Genomic DNA, 17420 nt, shown 5'->3' with positions numbered 1-17420 from the left:
CCAGTCATGACGACGCTCACCGTCGGGACGCGCAGGCCGTGGTTCCGGCTCGACCGCCACGACGTGCGGTCCACCGTGCCGCCGCAGATCCGGAACATGATGCAGAGCGGCATCCTCGACCGGGTTTTCCAGGACGCCCTGATCCCCGAGTTCATCTTCCCGGCCGTCGCCGACAGCGAGCCGTGGCAGGCGAACATGGGCGACACCAAGACCTTCACCCGCAAGGGCCTGCTCGCCCCGGCCACCACCCCGATCACCGGCTCGGACGCCTCCGCCGCCTCGTACGGCCTCGAGCAGTGGTCCGTCACGATGGACCAGTACGGCCAGGCCGTCGACACCAACATGCTGCAGTCCTCGATGGCGCTGGCCAGCAAATACCTCGCCGACGTCGGCACGCTGGGCATCAACGCCGGCCAGTCCCTGAACCAGATCGCCCGGACCAAGCTGTACAAGGCCTACGCGGGCGGGAGGACCTGGTGCACCACCGCGGGCAGCTCCGACACGAGCATCGTCGTGCAGTCCACCGACGGCTTCGAGACCGTCATGGTCAACGGCGTCCCCACGCCGGTGTCCGGCGCGAACCCGCTCAACGTCACCATCGCCGGCGTCGCGAACACCGTCACCGGCGTCAACACCAGCACGAAGACGCTCACCCTCGGCACCGCCCGCGTCGACGTCGCCGGTGACTACGTGCTGTCGGCGAACGCGCCGTTCTCCGTGCGCCCGGGCACGAGCAAGAACTCCGCGTACGACCTCGCATCCTCCGACGTCGCCACGTTCAAGCTCTTCCGGGCGGCGGTCGCGCGGCTGCGGAAGATGAACGTGCCGACGATTGGCGGCTACTACGTCGCGCACATCGACCCCGACACCGAGGCGATGCTGTTCGACGACAGCGACTTCAAGCAGGCGCTGCAGGGCCGCGTCGACTCCCCCGTCTACACCGACCTGTCCATCGGCCGGTTCGGCGGGATCGACTGGGTCCGCAACAACGAGGTGCCGACGCTGCTCGGCGGCTCCGGTGGCAACGTCACCGTGCACCGGCCCATCGTGGTCGGCGGCGGGGTCCTGGTCGCCGCGCCGTTCGAGAACATGGGCACGCTCCTGGCCGGCACCGGTGTGGAGTCCGTCCCGGACATCTCGATGGTCACCGCCGCGCCCGGCGTGGAGGTCGCCCGGATCGTCCGTCCGCCGCAGGACCGCCTCCAGCAGGTCCTGTCCACCACGTGGGCGTGGGTGGGCGACTACGGCGTCCCGTCGGACCTGCAGACCGGCGACGCGGCGCTGTACAAGCGCGGCGTCATCGTCGAGCACGGTTCCTGACCCACGACGACCGCTGGCGCGGCCCGAGGCGATCCCCGGGCCGCGCCGCACGCCCCCGAGGAGAGAACCGATGCGTGTCGTCGCCACTGAAACCTTCAAGGTCTACTACCGCATGGTCTGCATCGACGTGGCCGCGGGCGAAGCCCACGACGGGGAATTCGCCGAGTTCCTGGCCAGCAGCGGCGCGCCCGTCGAGGTCGTCGGCGCAGACACCGCCCCCACGCCGGCCCCCGACCCTGCGCCGCCGGCTGATCCCGATCCGGCGGGCGATTCGGGCCCTGAGGATCCGGCGTCGGACGGTGAGCTCGACATCACCGGCACTGCGGCCGCCGTCCTGGACTGGGTCGCCGACGACCCCGAACGGGCCGCCGAGGCGCACGCCGCCGAGTCCGCCAAGGACAAACCCCGCTCGACGCTGCTGAAGAAGCTCGCCGAGATCGCCGGTTCCTGACCAGCCCACCCTCGACCAGGAGGCGGCCATGGAACCTCTCGCCACCGTCGAACAGCTCACCGCCCGCCTCCGCCAGCCCCTCGACACCACCGAGGCCACCCAGGCGCTCACCGACGCCTCCGGCCTCGTACGGGCGATCGCCCGGCAGACGATCAGTTTCGTCGCAGGCGACACCGTCATCCTGGTCGGCGGGGACCGGACGCTGACGCTGCCGCAGCGCCCGGCCGTGGTCGACGACGCGCACCCGCTCACCGTCGTCGAACGCGGGGTGTTCGGCGGCGAGGACATCCCGATGGTCGAGCACCGCGACTTCGAACGCGTCGGCAACGTCCTGACCCGCGGCTACCCCTGGTACTGGACGAACAACACCCGCCTGATGGGCTGGCCCTACAACCGGCCCCTCGGTGTGTGGGGCCCCCGCGTCCAGGTCACCTACAGCCACGGCTACCAGACCATCCCCGACGACGTCATCGCGATCGTCCTGGACGTCGCGCAGGTCCTGTGGTCCAACCCCGACGGGCTGCGGTCCAAGACCGTCGGCGGCTACTCCGAGACCTACGCGACCGAGACCCTCGGCCGGGACCTGGTCGAACGCATCCGCACCCGGCTCAGCGTGACCGGCCGCCGCCGCGGCGTCTTCTCGGTGAGGCAGATGTGAAGCTCGGCAGCCACACCGTCACCGTCGTACGCCCGGCCGGGCAGGACCCGCTCGGCGACCCCCTCCCCGGCTCAGCTGAGACGACGGTGGGCGGCTGCTTCGTCCAGCCGCGCACCAGCACCGAGGCCACCGACCTGCGCGACACCGTCATCACCGGCCTGATCGCGTTCCTGCCGCCCGGCACCGACGTACGGGCCACCGACAAGATCCGCTTCAACGGCGTGCTGTATGCCGTCGACGGCGACCCGGACGCCTGGGACGTACTCAGCGGCAGAGCGCACCACGTTGAGGTCGCGCTGCGGCGCGTCGAGGGCTGAGGAAAGGGGTCGACATGCCGAAGTTCACGATCGACTACCAGCCCGACATCCGCGGCACGAACGAGCTGATGAACAGCCCCGAGATGCTCGCGCTCGTCACGGCCGCGGCCGAGAAGGGCAAGGAGCACGCCATCTCCATCAGCCCCCGCCGGACCGGCACCTACGCCGGTTCCTTCCGGGTGGAGGCGAACGTCAAGGGCGGCCCCCGGCACGACCGCGCGGAGGCGCGGTTGGTCAACGACTCCGGCCACGCAGCGGACGTGGAGTTCAAGAACCGCGGCGGCGAGCGCGTGCTCGGCCGCACCGTCGACTACATCGAAGAGCACGGCGGTGCCTGAGCTCGGCCCGTTCCCCGACGTCGAACGCGCGGTGATGGACCTGCTCGCCGACCTGGTCACCGACCCCGCCGACGTCGGCACCCGCATCCCCGCCGATCTGCAGACGCGTCTGGGGGCCGGCCGCAAGGTCATCCGGGTCCGCTGCATCGGTGGCGACGACGACCGCTTCACCGACTACCCGCGCGTCGACGTCGAGGTCTACGCCTCGACCCGCGCCGTGGCGATGCCGCTGGCCGAGACCATCCGGCAGCGCCTCATCTCCCGGCCACGCCAGACCGCTTTCGGGGTGATCGACCGGGCCACCACCGAGGTCCGGCCCCAGGAGATCTCCTACGACGACCCCGACGTCCGGATGGTCACCGCGACCTACCGGATGTCGCTGCGGCGCCGCGTCCCCTGACCCGGCCGCCGCCAGAGCCCGCCCGCCCTTCGCCCCGTACGCGGGGCTCCGCCATTTCCTGAGTCCCGTACCCGGAAGGGGGGCACCGTCATGGCCGGAGTGGCCTTTGACACGCTCCAGAACAAGCAGAACGAGCTGATCCGCCGGACGATCGACGGCAGCGTGTTCCTCGCGCCGATCACCGCGTCCGCGATTACCACGCTCACCGACACCGACAAGCTCCTCAGGGCGCTGCCGGTCGGTTATGAGGACGTCGGCTGGATCGACGACTCCGGCGCGGTGTTCGCCCGGTCGGTCGACACCGCCAACGCCACCTCCTTCGGTGCCGTCGAGCCCACCCGCTCGGACATCACCAAGGACACCACCACCGTCAAAATCATCTGCCAGGAGACCAAGCGGGCCACGATCGGCCTGTACTCCGGCGCCGACATGACCGGCATCACCGCGGACGCCACCACCAGCGAGGTGGACATCGCCAAGCCCGCGCGGCCGGCGTTCCAGCACTACCGGTGCCTGATCCTCGGCGTGGACCTGACCGACGCCGGCGAGCTGTACATCGCCCGGTTCCTTCCCAGGGTGCGGGTCACCGACTACGACGACCAGAAGTTCCAGAGCAAGGCCGACGACCCGCTCACCTTCGGCGTGACCCTCACCGCCTACATCGACAGCACGCTCGGCTACAGCTCCCGCGACCTGTACGGCGGGCAGGGCTGGGCCGCGCTCAAGACCCAGATGGGCTTCTGATCATGGCGCGCACGGTCCTTCCCGTCGTCAAGGCCGCCCGTGGCGGCGTCACCTCGCCGACCGAGCAGGCCGGCGACAACACCAACGGGCACGTCGTCACGAACTCCGGCCGCACGGTCATCACCGTCCGCAACGCCGATGGCACCAACCCGCACCAGGTGACCTTCGAGACGCCCGGCACGGTGGACGGCCTGGCGGTCTCCGACCGGCAGGTGTCGGTCCCCGCGAACTCCTCCATGGACTTCGGGGACTTCCCGGCCAGCGTGTACGGCAACTCCCTCGCGATCGACGTCGACTCGAGCCAGCTCAAGCTCGTCGCCCGCGAGCCCTGATCGTCGCGTCGGCCGGGCTCTCGTAGGGCGGGCGGCCCGGCCGGCGCGACCACACCTTCCCGCCCGCGTCTGGAGGAGACGTGACCGAACCAACCCAGCCCGCCTACCCGGTCTATGAGAAGGACGGCCGGACCCAGATCGCCGCGACCGTCGGCGATGAGGTCCGGCTGAAGTTCGCCGGCTGGCGCAAGCAGGAACCCCCCACCCCGCCCGCCGCCGCAGGCAGCGGGGCCGACAGCGACCCGGCCGCCAAGCAGACCAAGCGCCCGCCGAAGTCCGACACCGAATAGAAGACGGAGCCCGCCCTGATGAGCAACACCCGCACCACCCGGCCCCGCCCCGCCCCCAAGAAGAAGGCGTTCGACCTGGACGCCCTGGAGCGGGAGGGCACCAAGGACCCGTTCGTCGTCCGAGCCGGCGGCCGCGAGTTCACCTTCCCCGACCCCATGGAGATGGACTACCAGCAGGCGATCAGCTTCGACCCGCGTGACGTCGACCGGCTGATCCGCGCGCTCCTGGGCGAGGACTACGAGGCGTTCGTGGCCGTCGGGATGCCGGTCTGGAAGGTCGCCAAGCTGGTCGAGGTCCTCCAGGAGTACTACGGGCTGCCCCAGGAGGGGGAAGACGACGCCTCGCCTACCTCCTGAGCAGGTACGGCGAGGCAATCGAGCGGGACCTGTTCGACCGCGGCTGGGACCTGGCCGAACTGTGGGCGGCGAAACGCTGGCGGCTGCTGCTGAACGTGATCGACGGGCTGCCCAGCAACTCCCACTACATCGCGGCGATGGCCGACGATGAGGAACTCGCCGCCCAGTCCACCGAGGACCCCCAGCCGAGGCCGCCCCGCCTCACCGAATGGTCTCCCGAGGTGCAGGCCATCATCGCCGGCGTCGACCGGCTCGGTGAGCTGATCCGCGTGCTCATCGCCGCGAATGGCGGCACCCCACCACAGATCCCGGCCTATCCCCGGCCTGTAACCGCCGCCGACCGGCTCAAGCAACGCCGGCGGCTGGAACGTCACCAGGCGCTCGTCGCCCGGGTCCTGCCACACAACTGACGCGCGACGCCACGGGGCGGGGGTGAGTATGCCCGCCCAAGCAGGCACCGCCTACATCCCCATCCGGCCCGACCTCACCGGCTTCCACAAGACGATCCAGACGGAGCTGAACAAGGCTCTGGGCCCGATCGTCGCGAAGATCGGCGAGGACATCGGCCGGCAGCTGCGCGACAGCATCGGGCAGGGCCTGGGCGACCCGCTCAAGGACCCGCTGGAGGAGTCGAAGCGGAAGCAGCAGCCCAAGGCGCCCCGTGACGGGGAGGAGATCGGGGGCGCGTTCGCCGCCGGGTTCAAGCGGCGCCTGACGGCGGCGTTCAAATCCCTGCCCAAGGCCGAGATCACCGCCGACTCCTCCGAGGCCGACCGTACGGTCGCCGAGCTGCGCGCCCGCATGGAGGAGCTCTCCAAGAAGACCATCGGCGTCGACGTCGATGCCGGGGAGGCGATCGCTGAGCTCGCCGCGATCAAACGCGAGCTCGAGGCCGTCAGTCACAACGCCTCCATCCACGTGCAGGCCGACACCGCGGCGGCCATCGCGCAGCTGGACGCCGTGCAGGCCGAGGTCGACAAGGTCACCGCCGCGCACGCCAACGTCCAGGTCGATGCGGACACGGCCGGCGCCGACGCGGAGCTGGCCGCGACCGACGAGGAGGTCAAGAAGCTCGACGGCCGGACCGCGCATATCAACATCGACGTCACCGGTGCGCTGTCCAGCCTGGGTCTGCTGGCGGCCAAGTACGCGGTCCTATTCCCCGCGCTGTCGTCGCTGGGTGTCGCGGCCGGAGCGAGCCTGGCGGCGGTCGCCGCCGGCGCGGCCGGCGCCGGTGTCGGGCTCGCGGGGTTCGGTGCGGTCGCGATGCCGGCCATCGTCCGGATCAAGGACGCCCTGCAGGCCCAGACCCAAGCTGCCCAACAGTCCGCCGCCGCAGGCGTGCAGGCGCAGCAGCGTGCCCTCACCGAGGCCGGCGCACGGCAGCAGCTCGCCGCAGCGATCCGCAACGAGGCGTACGCACACCAGCAGGCACTGGACCAGGTCCGCAACGCCGAGCAGCAGCTGACGGCGGCCCAGCAGTCCGCCGTGAACGCCCAGCGGGAGCTGACCCAGGCGCGGCTGGAGGCCCGCCGGACGATGGAGGACCTGCGCAACCAGGTCATCGACGCGGGCCTGGCGGTCGAGCAGGACACGCTGCAGGTCGATGCCGCCCGGCTGTCCATGCAGCAGCTGGCCACCGCCGCGGCGGTAGCGGCCAACCAGGTCTCGGCCGCCCAGACGCAGCTGAACGCCGCCCTGGCCGCGCAGCAGCAGCTCGCCGGCACCCCGGGTGCCTCCGACGCGGACAAGGCCGCTGCCCAGGTACGTGTGACCGCAGCGCAGGCCGCGCTGAAGGCCGCCCAGAACCAGCAGCGGGCCGCGGACCTGGCCGCCAAGAAGGCCGAGCTGAACTACCGGCAGGCCGTCCAGCAGCTACGCGAGCAGCAGCTTCAGCTGCGCCGTTTGCAGCAGGACGAGCGCGCGGCCGCAAAGGCCGGCGTCGACGGCTCCTCCCAGGTCGTGGCGGCGCGTCAGCGCCTCGCCCAGGCCAACCTGCAGGTCCAGAACTCCGAGCGGGCGCTGGCCCAGGCCCGCGCGAACGTCGCGCGCGCGGACCAGCAGGCCGCCGACCAGGTCGCCGCCGCCCGCCGCGCCATGATCGCCGCGAGCCTGCAGGGCGCCGCCGCGAACAACACGCTCGCCACGGCGATGGGGAAGCTGTCCCCCGCCGCCCGGGACCTCATGACCGCATGGCAGGGCTTCTCCCGCGTCTACCAGGCGTGGCAGGCCAGCCTCGAGCCGGCCGTCCTGCCGGTCCTCACCCGGGGCCTGACCCTGCTGCGCGGGGTGTTCCCGCTGCTGACCCCCGCAGTGCGCGGCACCGCCTCCGCGCTGAACGAACTGCTGTCCTCGGCGCAGAGGGCGCTGGGCTCCCCGTTCTGGCAGAGCTTCGCGACCACCATCGGCGGGCTGGCGCACGGCTCCGTCGCCGCGCTCGGGAGCACGCTCGGCAACATCGCGACCGGGCTCGCCGGGATCATCCAGGCCGCGGCCCCGTTCGCGCCGATCGTGCTCGGCGGCATCGTCCACGCCAGCGCCGCGTTCTCCGCCTTCGGCCAGAACCTGTCCGCCTTCCAGCCGATCATCGGTCAGCTGATCGGCGGGCTCGGCCGGATCGTGACCGGCCTGGAGCCCGCCCTGCGCGCCCTGCTGGGCGCGGTCGGGCAGGTCGCCGCCCCCGTGATCAACGCCTTGGCGCAGGTCGCCGGGGCGCTCGGCGCCGCCCTGGCCCCCATCTTCCGCGCCCTGGCCCCGCTCGTGACCCAGCTGGTCGCCGCCCTCGCGCCGCTGCTGGTCCAGCTGATCAACGGGCTGCAGCCGATCCTGCTCGGCCTGGGCCCGATCCTCAGCGTCGTCATCCGCGCCCTGCAGCCGGTGATCGCCGCGCTGCTGTCCGGGCTGCAGCCGGCCGTCGCGTCCCTGGTGCCCGTCGTCGCCCTGCTGGTCGGCGCGATCGCCCGGGTCCTACCCGCCATCACCCCGATCCTGCCGCCCCTCGGCCAGCTGATCGCCCACCTGGTGTCCGGACTGCTACCGATCTTGACCCCGCTGATCAGCATGTTCGCCGGACTCGCAGCCCAGATCGACGGGTCCCTGGTCCAGGCGCTGATCACCGCAATGCCCTCGATCCAGCAGATCGTCCTCGCCATCGCCCAGCTCCTGCCGCCGCTGTTCACGCTGGTGCCGATCCTGCTGCAGGTCTACACCGCCTTCATCCCGCTGATCCCCCCGGTCGCCCAGCTCGCGGCAACGCTGGTCACCGCCCTGCTGCCCGTCCTGAAGCTGGCCATCGGGATCATCGCCGCAGTCGCGCGCGTCGCCGGCGTCGTGCTGGTCGCCGCGCTGCGGCTGGTCGTGGGCGTGCTGACCTTCGTGATCGGCGTGCTGCGCCCGATCCTGGCCGCCATCGGCATCGCGATCCGCGCCGTCGGGACGGCCGCGCTGTGGCTGTGGAACAACGCGATCAAGCCCGCGTTCACGTTCATCTCGATCGCCGCGCGGCTGCTCGCCGCGATCGTGCTGTTCGCAGTCATCGCGCCGATCGTCGTCGCCTTCAAGGTGCTGTCGGCGGCGGCCCTGTGGCTGTGGCACAACGCGATCGTCCCTGCCTTCAACGGGATGCGGCTGCTGATCGCCGCCTGGTGGGTCGTGTTCATCCGGCCGATCTTCAACGCGATCCGGGCCGCCGTCCGCGCCATCGGCTCGGCCTTCACCTGGCTGTGGCACAACGTCGCGGTCCCGGCCTGGCGCGGGATCCAGGCGATCATCCTCACGCAGTGGCGCGCCATCAAGACGGTCTTCGCCGCCATCGTCGGCTTCCTGCGGGACACCCTTGGGCCCATCTTCCGCTGGCTGTGGCACAACGTTGTCTCCCCCGTGTGGAACGGCATCAAGAGCGCCATCTCCACGGTCTGGGAGACCGGCATCCGACCCGTGTTCAACGCGGTCAAGACCGCGCTCGGGCAGGTCGGGCACGCATTCGAGGTCGCAGCGAGCGCCATCCGCATCGCCTGGAACAAGGTCAAGGGCTACGCCTCCGCCCCGATCCACTTCGTCGTCGAGACGGTCTACAACCAGGGCATCGTCGGCATGTGGAACAAGGTGATGGGCTGGCTCCACCTTGAGAAGACGGTCGGGACGCTCACCCCCTACCACGTACCCGGCCTCGCGTCCGGTGGCGAGCTGTCCGCCGCGCAGCCGATCCGCCCCATGGTCACCAACGGCCCGATGGCGATCGTCGGCGAGGGACGGCCGCAGTTCCCCGAGTACGTCATTCCTACCGATCCGCGCTACCGGGCCCGCGCGCAGGGACTGTGGGCGGCGGCCGGCGGCGACCTGCAGATGCTCGCCCAGGGCGGCATCATCGGCGGGATCCTCAACGGCGTCAAGAAGGCCGCGAGCTCGATCTTCAACCTGGGCAAGGACGCCCTCGGCCTGCTGGCGAACCCCAAGGGCGTGTTCGACAAGCTCGCCGCGCCGATCCTCGGCCAGGCGAAGGGCCTGGGGACGAGTGACTGGGGGAAGGCCGCAGCCGCGATCCCGCCGAAGCTGATCGGCGAGGTCTGGACCGCCGCCAAGCAGATCATCGAGACGTTCAAATCCTCCTTCGGAGGCGGCGCTGGCGCGCAGGCGATGGTCGCTCTGGCCCGGGGCCAGGTCGGCTACCGGGAAGGCGCGAACAACTCCAACAAGTACAGCGCCGGGATCGGGCAGCCCGCAGAACAGTGGTGCTTCGCTGCGGGGACTCTCGTGGACACTCCGAACGGCCTGCGGCCTATTGAGGAGATCCAGCCTGGTTCGACCGTCCTGACGCCATCCGGGCGGGCGGCGCGGACCTCTGCGCTGCTCACACGCCGGAAGGAACTGCTGCAACTCACAGCGCTCGGTGTCCCGGACACGCTGGTGACCGAGGACCATCCGTATTGGGCGATGCGGCGCACCACCCCCGCGAAGCACAAGCGGCGCCTGGACGGGCCTACGTGGACCCCGGCGGGTGAGCTGAAGCGCGGCGACATGATTGCCCTGCCGATCCCGGCCGAGGGGCGGGATCCCTTCGACCCCGCGCTGGCCTATGTCTTCGGCATGTACCTCGCCGACGGACATCGGCTGCATCGGGACACGGCGCACGGCGTGCAGTTCAGCGACGAGGCGTGCGAGCGGGAGCGGATCCTGGCGGCTTTGAAGGCCGCGGGCAACGGCGATGTTCGTGTGACTGAGAATCGGACCTGTCTGCACTTCACCGTCTACGACGACGACCTGTACGACCTATGCGGCCAGTTCGGGGACCTCGCGCACGGCAAGCAGATCCCAGGTGAGGTGTTCACCTGGGATCGGGCAGCGCGCGAGGCGCTCCTCGACGGGTACTTGGCCGGCGACGGATCGTTCGATGAAGCGAACGGGTTTCGCGCCACCACCGTGTCCCGCGCCCTGGCGATCGGCCTTGGCAAGCTCGTCCGGTCGCTCGGGCATGTGCCGAACATCCATGTGGCGCATGACGCGGGTGAGATGACCATCGAGGGTCGCCAGGTTTCAGTTCGGAAGGCGTACCTGGTCAAGTGGAAGCCGGGGCCGATCCGACGTCGTCAGCACTTCGAGCAGGACGGCTACCTGTGGGTGCCGGTCCGGAGTGTGAGCCGTACCGGTCGCCTAGAGACGGTGTACGACCTGACCGTCCCCGGCGAACATGCGTTCGTCGCGGATGGTGCTGCCGTCCACAACTGCGCCGACTTCATTGACTGGCTCGCCCAGCAGACCGGCAACTCGAAGATCATCCCGAAGACTCCGAGCGCGCCAGGGATGGCGCAGGGTTTCGGGAGCCGGTTCGAGGCTGGCAGCTCCGGGGTCATGCCCGGTGACATCGTCTTCTACAGCGGCCAGAGCAACGGCTGGGGCGGCATCGGCCACGTCGGTATCGCGGTCAGCGGCGGGAACCCCTGGCAGTCCGTCGAGGGTAACTACGGTGACCGTGTCGCCCTGGTGACGCGCAGCAGCGCGCAGGGGCACGCCCATCCGGCCTACCCGGTCGGCGCCGGCCCGGGCGGCAGCTTGATTCATGCCTCGTCGTCCGCTGCGCAGGCGTGGGCGCAGCAGGCCCTCATGGGCTACGGGTGGGGCACCGCCGGCCAGTACTCCGCGCTGATCCGGCTGTGGAACAGGGAGTCCGGGTGGCGGTGGAACGCCACGAACCCCTCCTCGGGGGCGTACGGCATCCCGCAGTCCCTGCCCGCCTCGAAGATGGCCTCCGCCGGGTCGGACTGGCGGGACAACGCCGCGACGCAGATGCGCTGGGGCCTGAACTACATCCGGGGCCGCTACGGCTCCCCAGCCGCGGCCTGGTCCCACGAGGTGTCCTCGGGCTGGTACGACGATGGCGGCTGGCTCCAGCCGGGCCTCAACCTGGCCTACAACGCGACGCGGAAGCCGGAGCCGGTGTTCTCGCCCACGCAGTGGGCCGACATCTCCAGCCTCACCCGCGGCGGCGACGGCGCGAGCCACGTCCACTACGAGATCTACCCGCAGCGCGCCAACTTCAGCGTCCAGGACCTGCAGGCGCTGCAGCGGCGCCAGGAAGCGCAGGCGCGCGTGGGGAGGCCGCGGTAAATGCCGGTTCTCGTCGGATCCCAGATACAGGCCGGTGGGGGCACCGATCTGCCCGGCGTGGGCTTCTCGGTCGCGACCTGGTACGCCCCCGACGGCACCGTGTGGCCGCTCACCGACCCCGACTCCGGCTGGTTCACCCTCGCCGACGGCGTGTCGGGCCTGGACGCCGCCTCGATCAGCATCACGACCGATGACCGGCCGCGCGGCGGCGTCCGGGTCCGGCACATCCAGCCGGGCCAGCGCATCATCACCTGGCCGATCCGCGTGGAAGGCGAGGACCACCAGGCGTTCATCAACCTCTGGCGCGCGGTCGGCACGGCCTTCACCCAGACCAGCCGGCTGGGGCCGGGCGAGTTGGAGATCGCCCGCCCGGACGGCACCGCCCGCCGCGTCACGGCGTACTACCAGGAAGGGTTCGAGGGGCAGGGCAAGCAGGGCTACGGCACCATCGCCGACTTCTTCGTCCTGACGCTGCTGTGTGAGGATCCGTACTGGCGGGACGTTACCCCGCAGGTCATCCACCGGGAGACCGCGACCGGCGTGGACTTCCAGTCCCCGTACCCGTCGGTGAGCTCCGCCCAGGTGCTCGGCGCGACGACGATCGAAAATCCCGGGGACGCCATCGCCTGGCCGAACTGGGTCGTCACCGGCCCGGCGAGCCTACTGACCGCCACCTTGACCACCACCGGGGAAAGCTTCCAGCTCAACCCGAACGCCACCGCGATCGGTCACGGCAACCTCCTGGCCGGCGAGCAGGTCACGATCAGCACCGACCCGCCGCAGGTGCGGTTCGGCTCGACGAACTGGATCGGGGCGTTGAACTGGCCCGGGGCCGTGCTGTGGGGCATCCCGCCCGGCACGGTCGACGTGACGTTCCAGCTCGACGGCTCCGGCGCCGGATCAGCAATCGACCTGGTCTTCTACCCGCTGTACGAGACGGCCTGACCGTGGCGATCCAGCTGCTGGTCACCGACCGGAACCTGAACGTCGTCGGCGACCCGATCGTCGACTGGCGGTCCCTGGACGTCACCCGGAGCTTCAACGCACCCGCCGCCGGAACGCTCGAGCTGGTCGCCTACCCCGACATCCTCGCCCAGCTGCAGCCCGGGAACCGGATCATCGTCATCCGCGACGGGCAGATCTGGTGCGCCGGGCCGATGGAGGTCCCCCAGGAATACACCTGGGGCGTCGGCGGGGCCTCGGCCTCCTCCGAACCCGACCCTGGGATCGTCAAGGTCTCCTTCGCCGACGACCTGGCCTACCTCGCCGGATACAAGACCTACCCGAACCCGGCCGCCGCTGCGACGGCCCAGACCGTCGCCTCCTACGTCCGTACGGCCGTCAACGGCGAGACGATCCTGCGTGACCTGGTCAACCTGAACTGTGGGCCCGGTGCGCTGACCGCCCGGAAGATCGCGCACCTGGTGCTCGGCGCGGTCGCGAGCGTCGGCACGACCTGCAATGTCACCACGCGCTTCGAACCGCTGCTGGACGCCTGCCGCACGGTCGCGATCGCCGCCGGCGGCCTCGGATTCCGCACCGCCCAGGTCGGCACCAGCATCGAGTACCAGGTGTACGGCCCGCGGGACCTGACCGCCACCGCCCGGTTCTCCCGGGGCCTGGGGAACCTGCGCGCGGTCTCCTACAAGCAGTCCGCGCCGACCCTCACCACCGCGCTGGTCGCTGGATCCGGCGATGCCGAGTCCCGCATCATCGCCGAGGTCAGCGACGCCACCGCCACCAGCACCTGGTGGCGGATCGAGGACGTGGTCAACCAGTCCGACACCGGCGACGCCAGCCAACTCACCCAGTCCGGGCAGGTCGCCCTCGCCCAGGGCGCCGCGCCCGTCGAGTTGGCCACCGTCACGGTCGACACCCCTGACCTGAAGGCCGGCCGGGACTTCGACCTCGGCGACAAGGTCTCCGTCGAGCTGGCAACCGGCACCACCGTCTCTGACCTGGTCCGCTCCACCCAACTTCAGGCCAGTCCGAAGGACGGCGAATACGTCACGAGCGTGGTCGGCTCCCCGGACGCCACCACCGACCCGCGCTGGGTCACCGCCGTCCGTGACCTGAGCAAACGACTCGCCCGCCTCGAAAGGACATGACGTGGCCGAAGTCTCCTGGCCGTCGCCGAGCCACGGCACCCCGGCGCGAGCCGTCACCGACACCGAATACCCCCGCCTCATCCCCTGGTCGGCCGACGGGATCTTCCCCGACGTCTCTGACCTGGTCTACGCCAACTCCTCCGCCCGTGAGGTGCACGTCCGCGCGAACCGCTACGCCATCGTGCGCGGGCACGCCTGGGCCTCCGGCACCAGCGAGTTCAACCTGACGATCGCCGCGAACACCTCCGGCAAGACCCGGATCGACACCGTCGTGATCCGGCTGGACAAGTCCACCTGGAACGCGAACTGCGTGGTGCGGCAGGGCACCCCCGGCGCCGGAGCCCCAACGCTGCAGCGCGACGCCGGAGACACCGGCCTGTGGGAGATCCCGGCCGCGGACGTCACGGTCCTCAACGGCGCTGCATCCATCGCTGGCGGGAACGTGAAGTCCCGGCCCCTGCTCCAGGCCGCCGCGTCCCGCGCGTGCACGGTCATCACCGACATCCAGACGGTGCTGGTCCCCGGCGACATCGTCTATGAGACCTCCACCGGCAGGTGGATCGGCTGGAACGGCACCGCCGGCCAGATCCTCTACCAGGACACCGGCTGGCAGAGCTACAGCGTGGCGAGCTCGAAGTTCTCCGCCGGCGGGCTCCCGATGAAGGTCCGCGCCAAGAACGGCTGGTGCTACGTCAAGGGCAACGCCCTGGTCGAGGGCACCATCAGCATCCAGGCCGGCACGTCCGAACCCAAGGTCGCACAGCTGCCGAGCGGTTTCGCGCCCGTCGAGGACCACGTCTGGCTCGCACCGATCGGCCAGTCCGCGGCCGGACGGATGCGCCTGTACCCCTCCGGCCTGATCACCATCACCGCCATGCCCGTGGGCTCCTTGTCCGAGGGCCAGGGCGTCTACCTCGACACCAGCTACCTCCTGGGATGAGCATGCCGATTCTCTGCGGCCCGGTGCCGCCTCCGAACCCCCCGACCGGCGACGACGAGGAGGCGGAACGCTGATGGCGCGGCACCTGTTCTTCGGCGACGTCGCGAGTTGGGCGCTCGGCCTGGGCGCCGACGAGACGGCAGTGTCCGGTCAGGCCGGCAAGCACGCCTTGGTCATCCCGGGCGGGACCGTCACGCTGTGGACCGCCGCGAGCGGCGGCGTCCAGATCACCGACCTGCTCGATGCGCTCGGCAACCCCATCACCTCGGTGACCGCGGACAGCAACGGCCAGCTCCCGCAGATCCAGGGCCCCGACACCACCCCGGACACCTGGTATGCCTGGGCGGACGGCAACGGCGGCGCGGGCCCGCGCATCAAGATCCTGGCCACCGACCTGGCCGACGCGATCGGCGCGTTCAACGTCGACCACACGGCGTTCAACGACCTGCTGACCCTCCTTCGGGGCGGCGCGGTCGGGCAGATGCTCACCCCCGACGCCGACCCGACCAGCGAATTCGGAGTCCGGTGGGGTGCCCCACCGACCGGCGGCAGCAGCGGATCCAGCCCGGCCGGATACATCGGCGTCGACGTCACCCAGGGCCCCTACTCCGCCGACAAGACCGGCGCCACCGACGTCCGCGCCGTGATCCAGGCCGCCATCGACGACGTGTCCGCAGCCGGCGGCGGGATCGTCCTGCTGCCACCCGGCACGTACGGCATCGGCGCGCCCGGCCTGCAAATGAAGAGCGGGGTGTGGCTGCGCGGCGCCGGCCAAGAGAACACGATGCTCGTCGCGGTCGGCACCTGGGCGTCTGAGTCCGGCATCATCAACATCGGCACGCTGAGCACCGCAGCGAACGTCCACAACGTCCACGTCTCCAACCTGTGGATCAAAGGCACGCCCGGCACGGCATTCGCGACGACCCCGCCGAGCCTCATCGACGGGATCCTGCTCAACTCCGGCGGCGTCACCTGGGACTCCGACGCCGTGCACCGCTTCCATGACCTGCTGATCTGGGACTGCGACCGCGGCCTCGTCGTATACGGCGTCGACGACCAGGCGATCAATTTCGTGGCAATCCGGGGACGGCACTTCCTCCGGCAAGGCCTCGTCGTCGGCCGCGAAGACGGCTCCGGCGGCGGCGCCGACGACCACTACGCGATGTGCGACTTCTCCTCCGCCAACCGCGGCGGCGGAACCTACAGCGGCATCGAGGTCTACGGCACCAACAACGCCTTCCTCGCCACCGGCAGCTGGTTCAACAAGCGCTCCACGGCGTTCGTCGAAGGCCAGACCTACAAAGACGGCGCTGGCTGGTACATCGGCGGCACCCGGAACCGCTTCTTCGGCGTTGAAGCCCAGGACAACGGCGGCCACGGTTTCGTCGTCAAGTTCGGGAAAAACACGTTCGTCGGAGCGACCGCCGACAGCTCGAACTACATCGACAACATCTCCGGGTCTGCGGGCTCCTACGAGTGCTCCGGGTTCTACATCGGCGCCTCCGCCTCATCCCTGACCATGACCGGGATCCAGGCCTACAACCGGTCGAGCACCTCCCAGCTGCAAAAACGCGGCGTCACGATCGACGCCGCCGCCCGCAACATCTTCCTGCAGGGCACCGCCTGGGACAACAAGTCCGGCAGCAGCGCCGCCGACCCCGCAGACGGCGTCGGCTGGGTCAACGGCGCCGCCCACTCCACGCACGAGGTCCGCGTCCAGTCCTCCTTCGGCTCGACGCTGCTGACCATCACCAACGGCGGCACGGCCGGCGCATCCGGAGTCGTCGCCAAACGCAAGGGCAGCGCCGACGAGGTCACCGTCACCGGCACCACCCTCACCTCCGACGGCCAGCTCACCGCCACCGTCCCAGGCGGCGCCCGCTACTACCGCGTCGAAGCGCTGATCATCTACCGCGCCGACGCCACCGACAACGCCCGGATGGGATTCGCCACCGCGATCGTCTCCGGCTCCGGCACCGTCGATTTCCACTGGCAGCCGCACTACACCAAGGCCGACGCCACCGCCCAGAACCCCTACGTCCTCTCCCAGGTCGGCACCACCCGCTACGTCGTCGTCGACGGCGACGGCAACGTCAGCGCCTCCGGCTACACCAACCAGCGATCGCTGTACATCGTCGGGCACCTGTACGTCGGCACCTCCGTGGTCAACGGGTCGGTCACCCTCCAGGTCGCCGCCGACACCACGGCAGGCGGCACCGGAGTGAGGGTCAAGGAGAACTCCTACCTCACCGTCACCCCGGTCACCTACTCCTGAGCCCTCGGCACTCAGTCCGGCGACAAGGGAAAGGGGTTCGATGACTGATGGACCCGGGCCTGCCGAGCTCGAGCGGCTCATCGAGCGGAACCACCGCGAAACCAGCGCCGACATCCTCGACCTCAAAAGCCAGCTCACCACGAACGCGACCATGTTCACCGCGACATTCGACAAGTACGTGCTGGTGGCGGTCTACGCGGTCGAGATCGCGGCACTACGCACCCGGATCGACAAGCTCGACGACGAGGTCACCAGCGCGCGGCGAGCCAGCCGTCAAGCAGTCGTCG

Annotated in this window: 17 protein-coding genes; all 17 read left to right on the top strand. The window is 70.3% G+C overall.

The features are described from left to right. Window positions 1-6: 6 nt before the first annotated feature. Complete coding sequence (locus NE236_RS41370) at window positions 7-1320, top strand: major capsid protein (RefSeq protein ID WP_252847785.1); 1314 nt, start codon at window positions 7-9, stop codon at window positions 1318-1320. Window positions 1321-1390: 70 nt separating this feature from the next. Then, a complete protein-coding gene (locus NE236_RS41365) occupies window positions 1391-1771 on the top strand; it encodes a hypothetical protein (RefSeq protein WP_252847784.1) in 381 nt (126 codons plus the stop codon). Between the two features lie 28 nt (window positions 1772-1799). Then, on the top strand, window positions 1800-2429 hold the full coding sequence (locus tag NE236_RS41360; RefSeq protein WP_252847783.1) for a head-tail connector protein: 630 nt from the start codon (window positions 1800-1802) through the stop codon (window positions 2427-2429). After that, window positions 2426-2746 (top strand): hypothetical protein, encoded by a 321-nt coding sequence (locus NE236_RS41355; RefSeq protein ID WP_252847782.1) that lies wholly within the window; start codon window positions 2426-2428, stop codon window positions 2744-2746. Before NE236_RS41360 ends, NE236_RS41355 begins: the two co-directional genes overlap by 4 nt. Before the next feature lie 14 nt (window positions 2747-2760). Beyond that, window positions 2761-3084 carry a hypothetical protein gene (locus NE236_RS41350; RefSeq protein ID WP_252847781.1) on the top strand — a complete coding sequence of 108 codons (324 nt, stop codon included), beginning with the start codon at window positions 2761-2763 and terminating at the stop codon, window positions 3082-3084. Next, window positions 3077-3484, top strand: a complete 408-nt coding sequence (locus NE236_RS41345) for a phage tail termination protein (protein ID WP_252847780.1) — start codon at window positions 3077-3079, stop codon at window positions 3482-3484. Before NE236_RS41350 ends, NE236_RS41345 begins: the two co-directional genes overlap by 8 nt. Window positions 3485-3574: 90 nt before the next feature. Next, on the top strand, window positions 3575-4228 hold the full coding sequence (locus tag NE236_RS41340) for a phage tail tube protein (protein ID WP_252847850.1): 654 nt from the start codon (window positions 3575-3577) through the stop codon (window positions 4226-4228). A 2-nt stretch (window positions 4229-4230) separates the two neighbouring features. Beyond that, complete coding sequence (locus tag NE236_RS41335) at window positions 4231-4560, top strand: hypothetical protein (protein WP_252847779.1); 330 nt, start codon at window positions 4231-4233, stop codon at window positions 4558-4560. A gap of 80 nt (window positions 4561-4640) precedes the next feature. After that, window positions 4641-4850, top strand: a complete 210-nt coding sequence (locus tag NE236_RS41330) for a hypothetical protein (protein ID WP_252847778.1) — start codon at window positions 4641-4643, stop codon at window positions 4848-4850. Between the two features lie 18 nt (window positions 4851-4868). Further along, the gene (locus tag NE236_RS41325; RefSeq protein WP_252847777.1) at window positions 4869-5207 is read left to right on the top strand and encodes a hypothetical protein; all 339 of its coding nucleotides are present in this window, start codon (window positions 4869-4871) and stop codon (window positions 5205-5207) included. Between the two features lie 95 nt (window positions 5208-5302). Further along, on the top strand, window positions 5303-5617 hold the full coding sequence (locus NE236_RS41320) for a hypothetical protein (protein WP_252847776.1): 315 nt from the start codon (window positions 5303-5305) through the stop codon (window positions 5615-5617). 28 nt (window positions 5618-5645) lie between these two features. Further along, a complete protein-coding gene (locus NE236_RS41315; protein ID WP_252847849.1) occupies window positions 5646-11810 on the top strand; it encodes an aggregation-promoting factor C-terminal-like domain-containing protein in 6165 nt (2054 codons plus the stop codon). Then, entirely contained in the window at window positions 11811-12755 is a 945-nt protein-coding gene (locus NE236_RS41310; RefSeq protein ID WP_252847775.1) for a phage tail family protein, read from the top strand. Window positions 12756-12757: 2 nt separating this feature from the next. Next, on the top strand, window positions 12758-13918 hold the full coding sequence (locus tag NE236_RS41305) for a siphovirus ReqiPepy6 Gp37-like family protein (protein WP_252847774.1): 1161 nt from the start codon (window positions 12758-12760) through the stop codon (window positions 13916-13918). 1 nt (window position 13919) lies between these two features. Next, on the top strand, window positions 13920-14858 hold the full coding sequence (locus tag NE236_RS41300; RefSeq protein ID WP_252847773.1) for a hypothetical protein: 939 nt from the start codon (window positions 13920-13922) through the stop codon (window positions 14856-14858). 73 nt (window positions 14859-14931) lie between these two features. Next, the gene (locus NE236_RS41295; protein ID WP_252847772.1) at window positions 14932-17133 is read left to right on the top strand and encodes a glycosyl hydrolase family 28-related protein; all 2202 of its coding nucleotides are present in this window, start codon (window positions 14932-14934) and stop codon (window positions 17131-17133) included. A gap of 40 nt (window positions 17134-17173) precedes the next feature. Further along, the coding region (locus NE236_RS41290) for a hypothetical protein (RefSeq protein ID WP_252847771.1) at window positions 17174-17420 on the top strand (247 nt) is incomplete at its 3' end.

Source organism: Actinoallomurus purpureus, from assembly GCF_024055795.1.
Taxonomy (GTDB): domain Bacteria; phylum Actinomycetota; class Actinomycetes; order Streptosporangiales; family Streptosporangiaceae; genus Actinoallomurus; species Actinoallomurus purpureus.
This window is presented reverse-complemented; position numbering and strand designations above follow the sequence as displayed.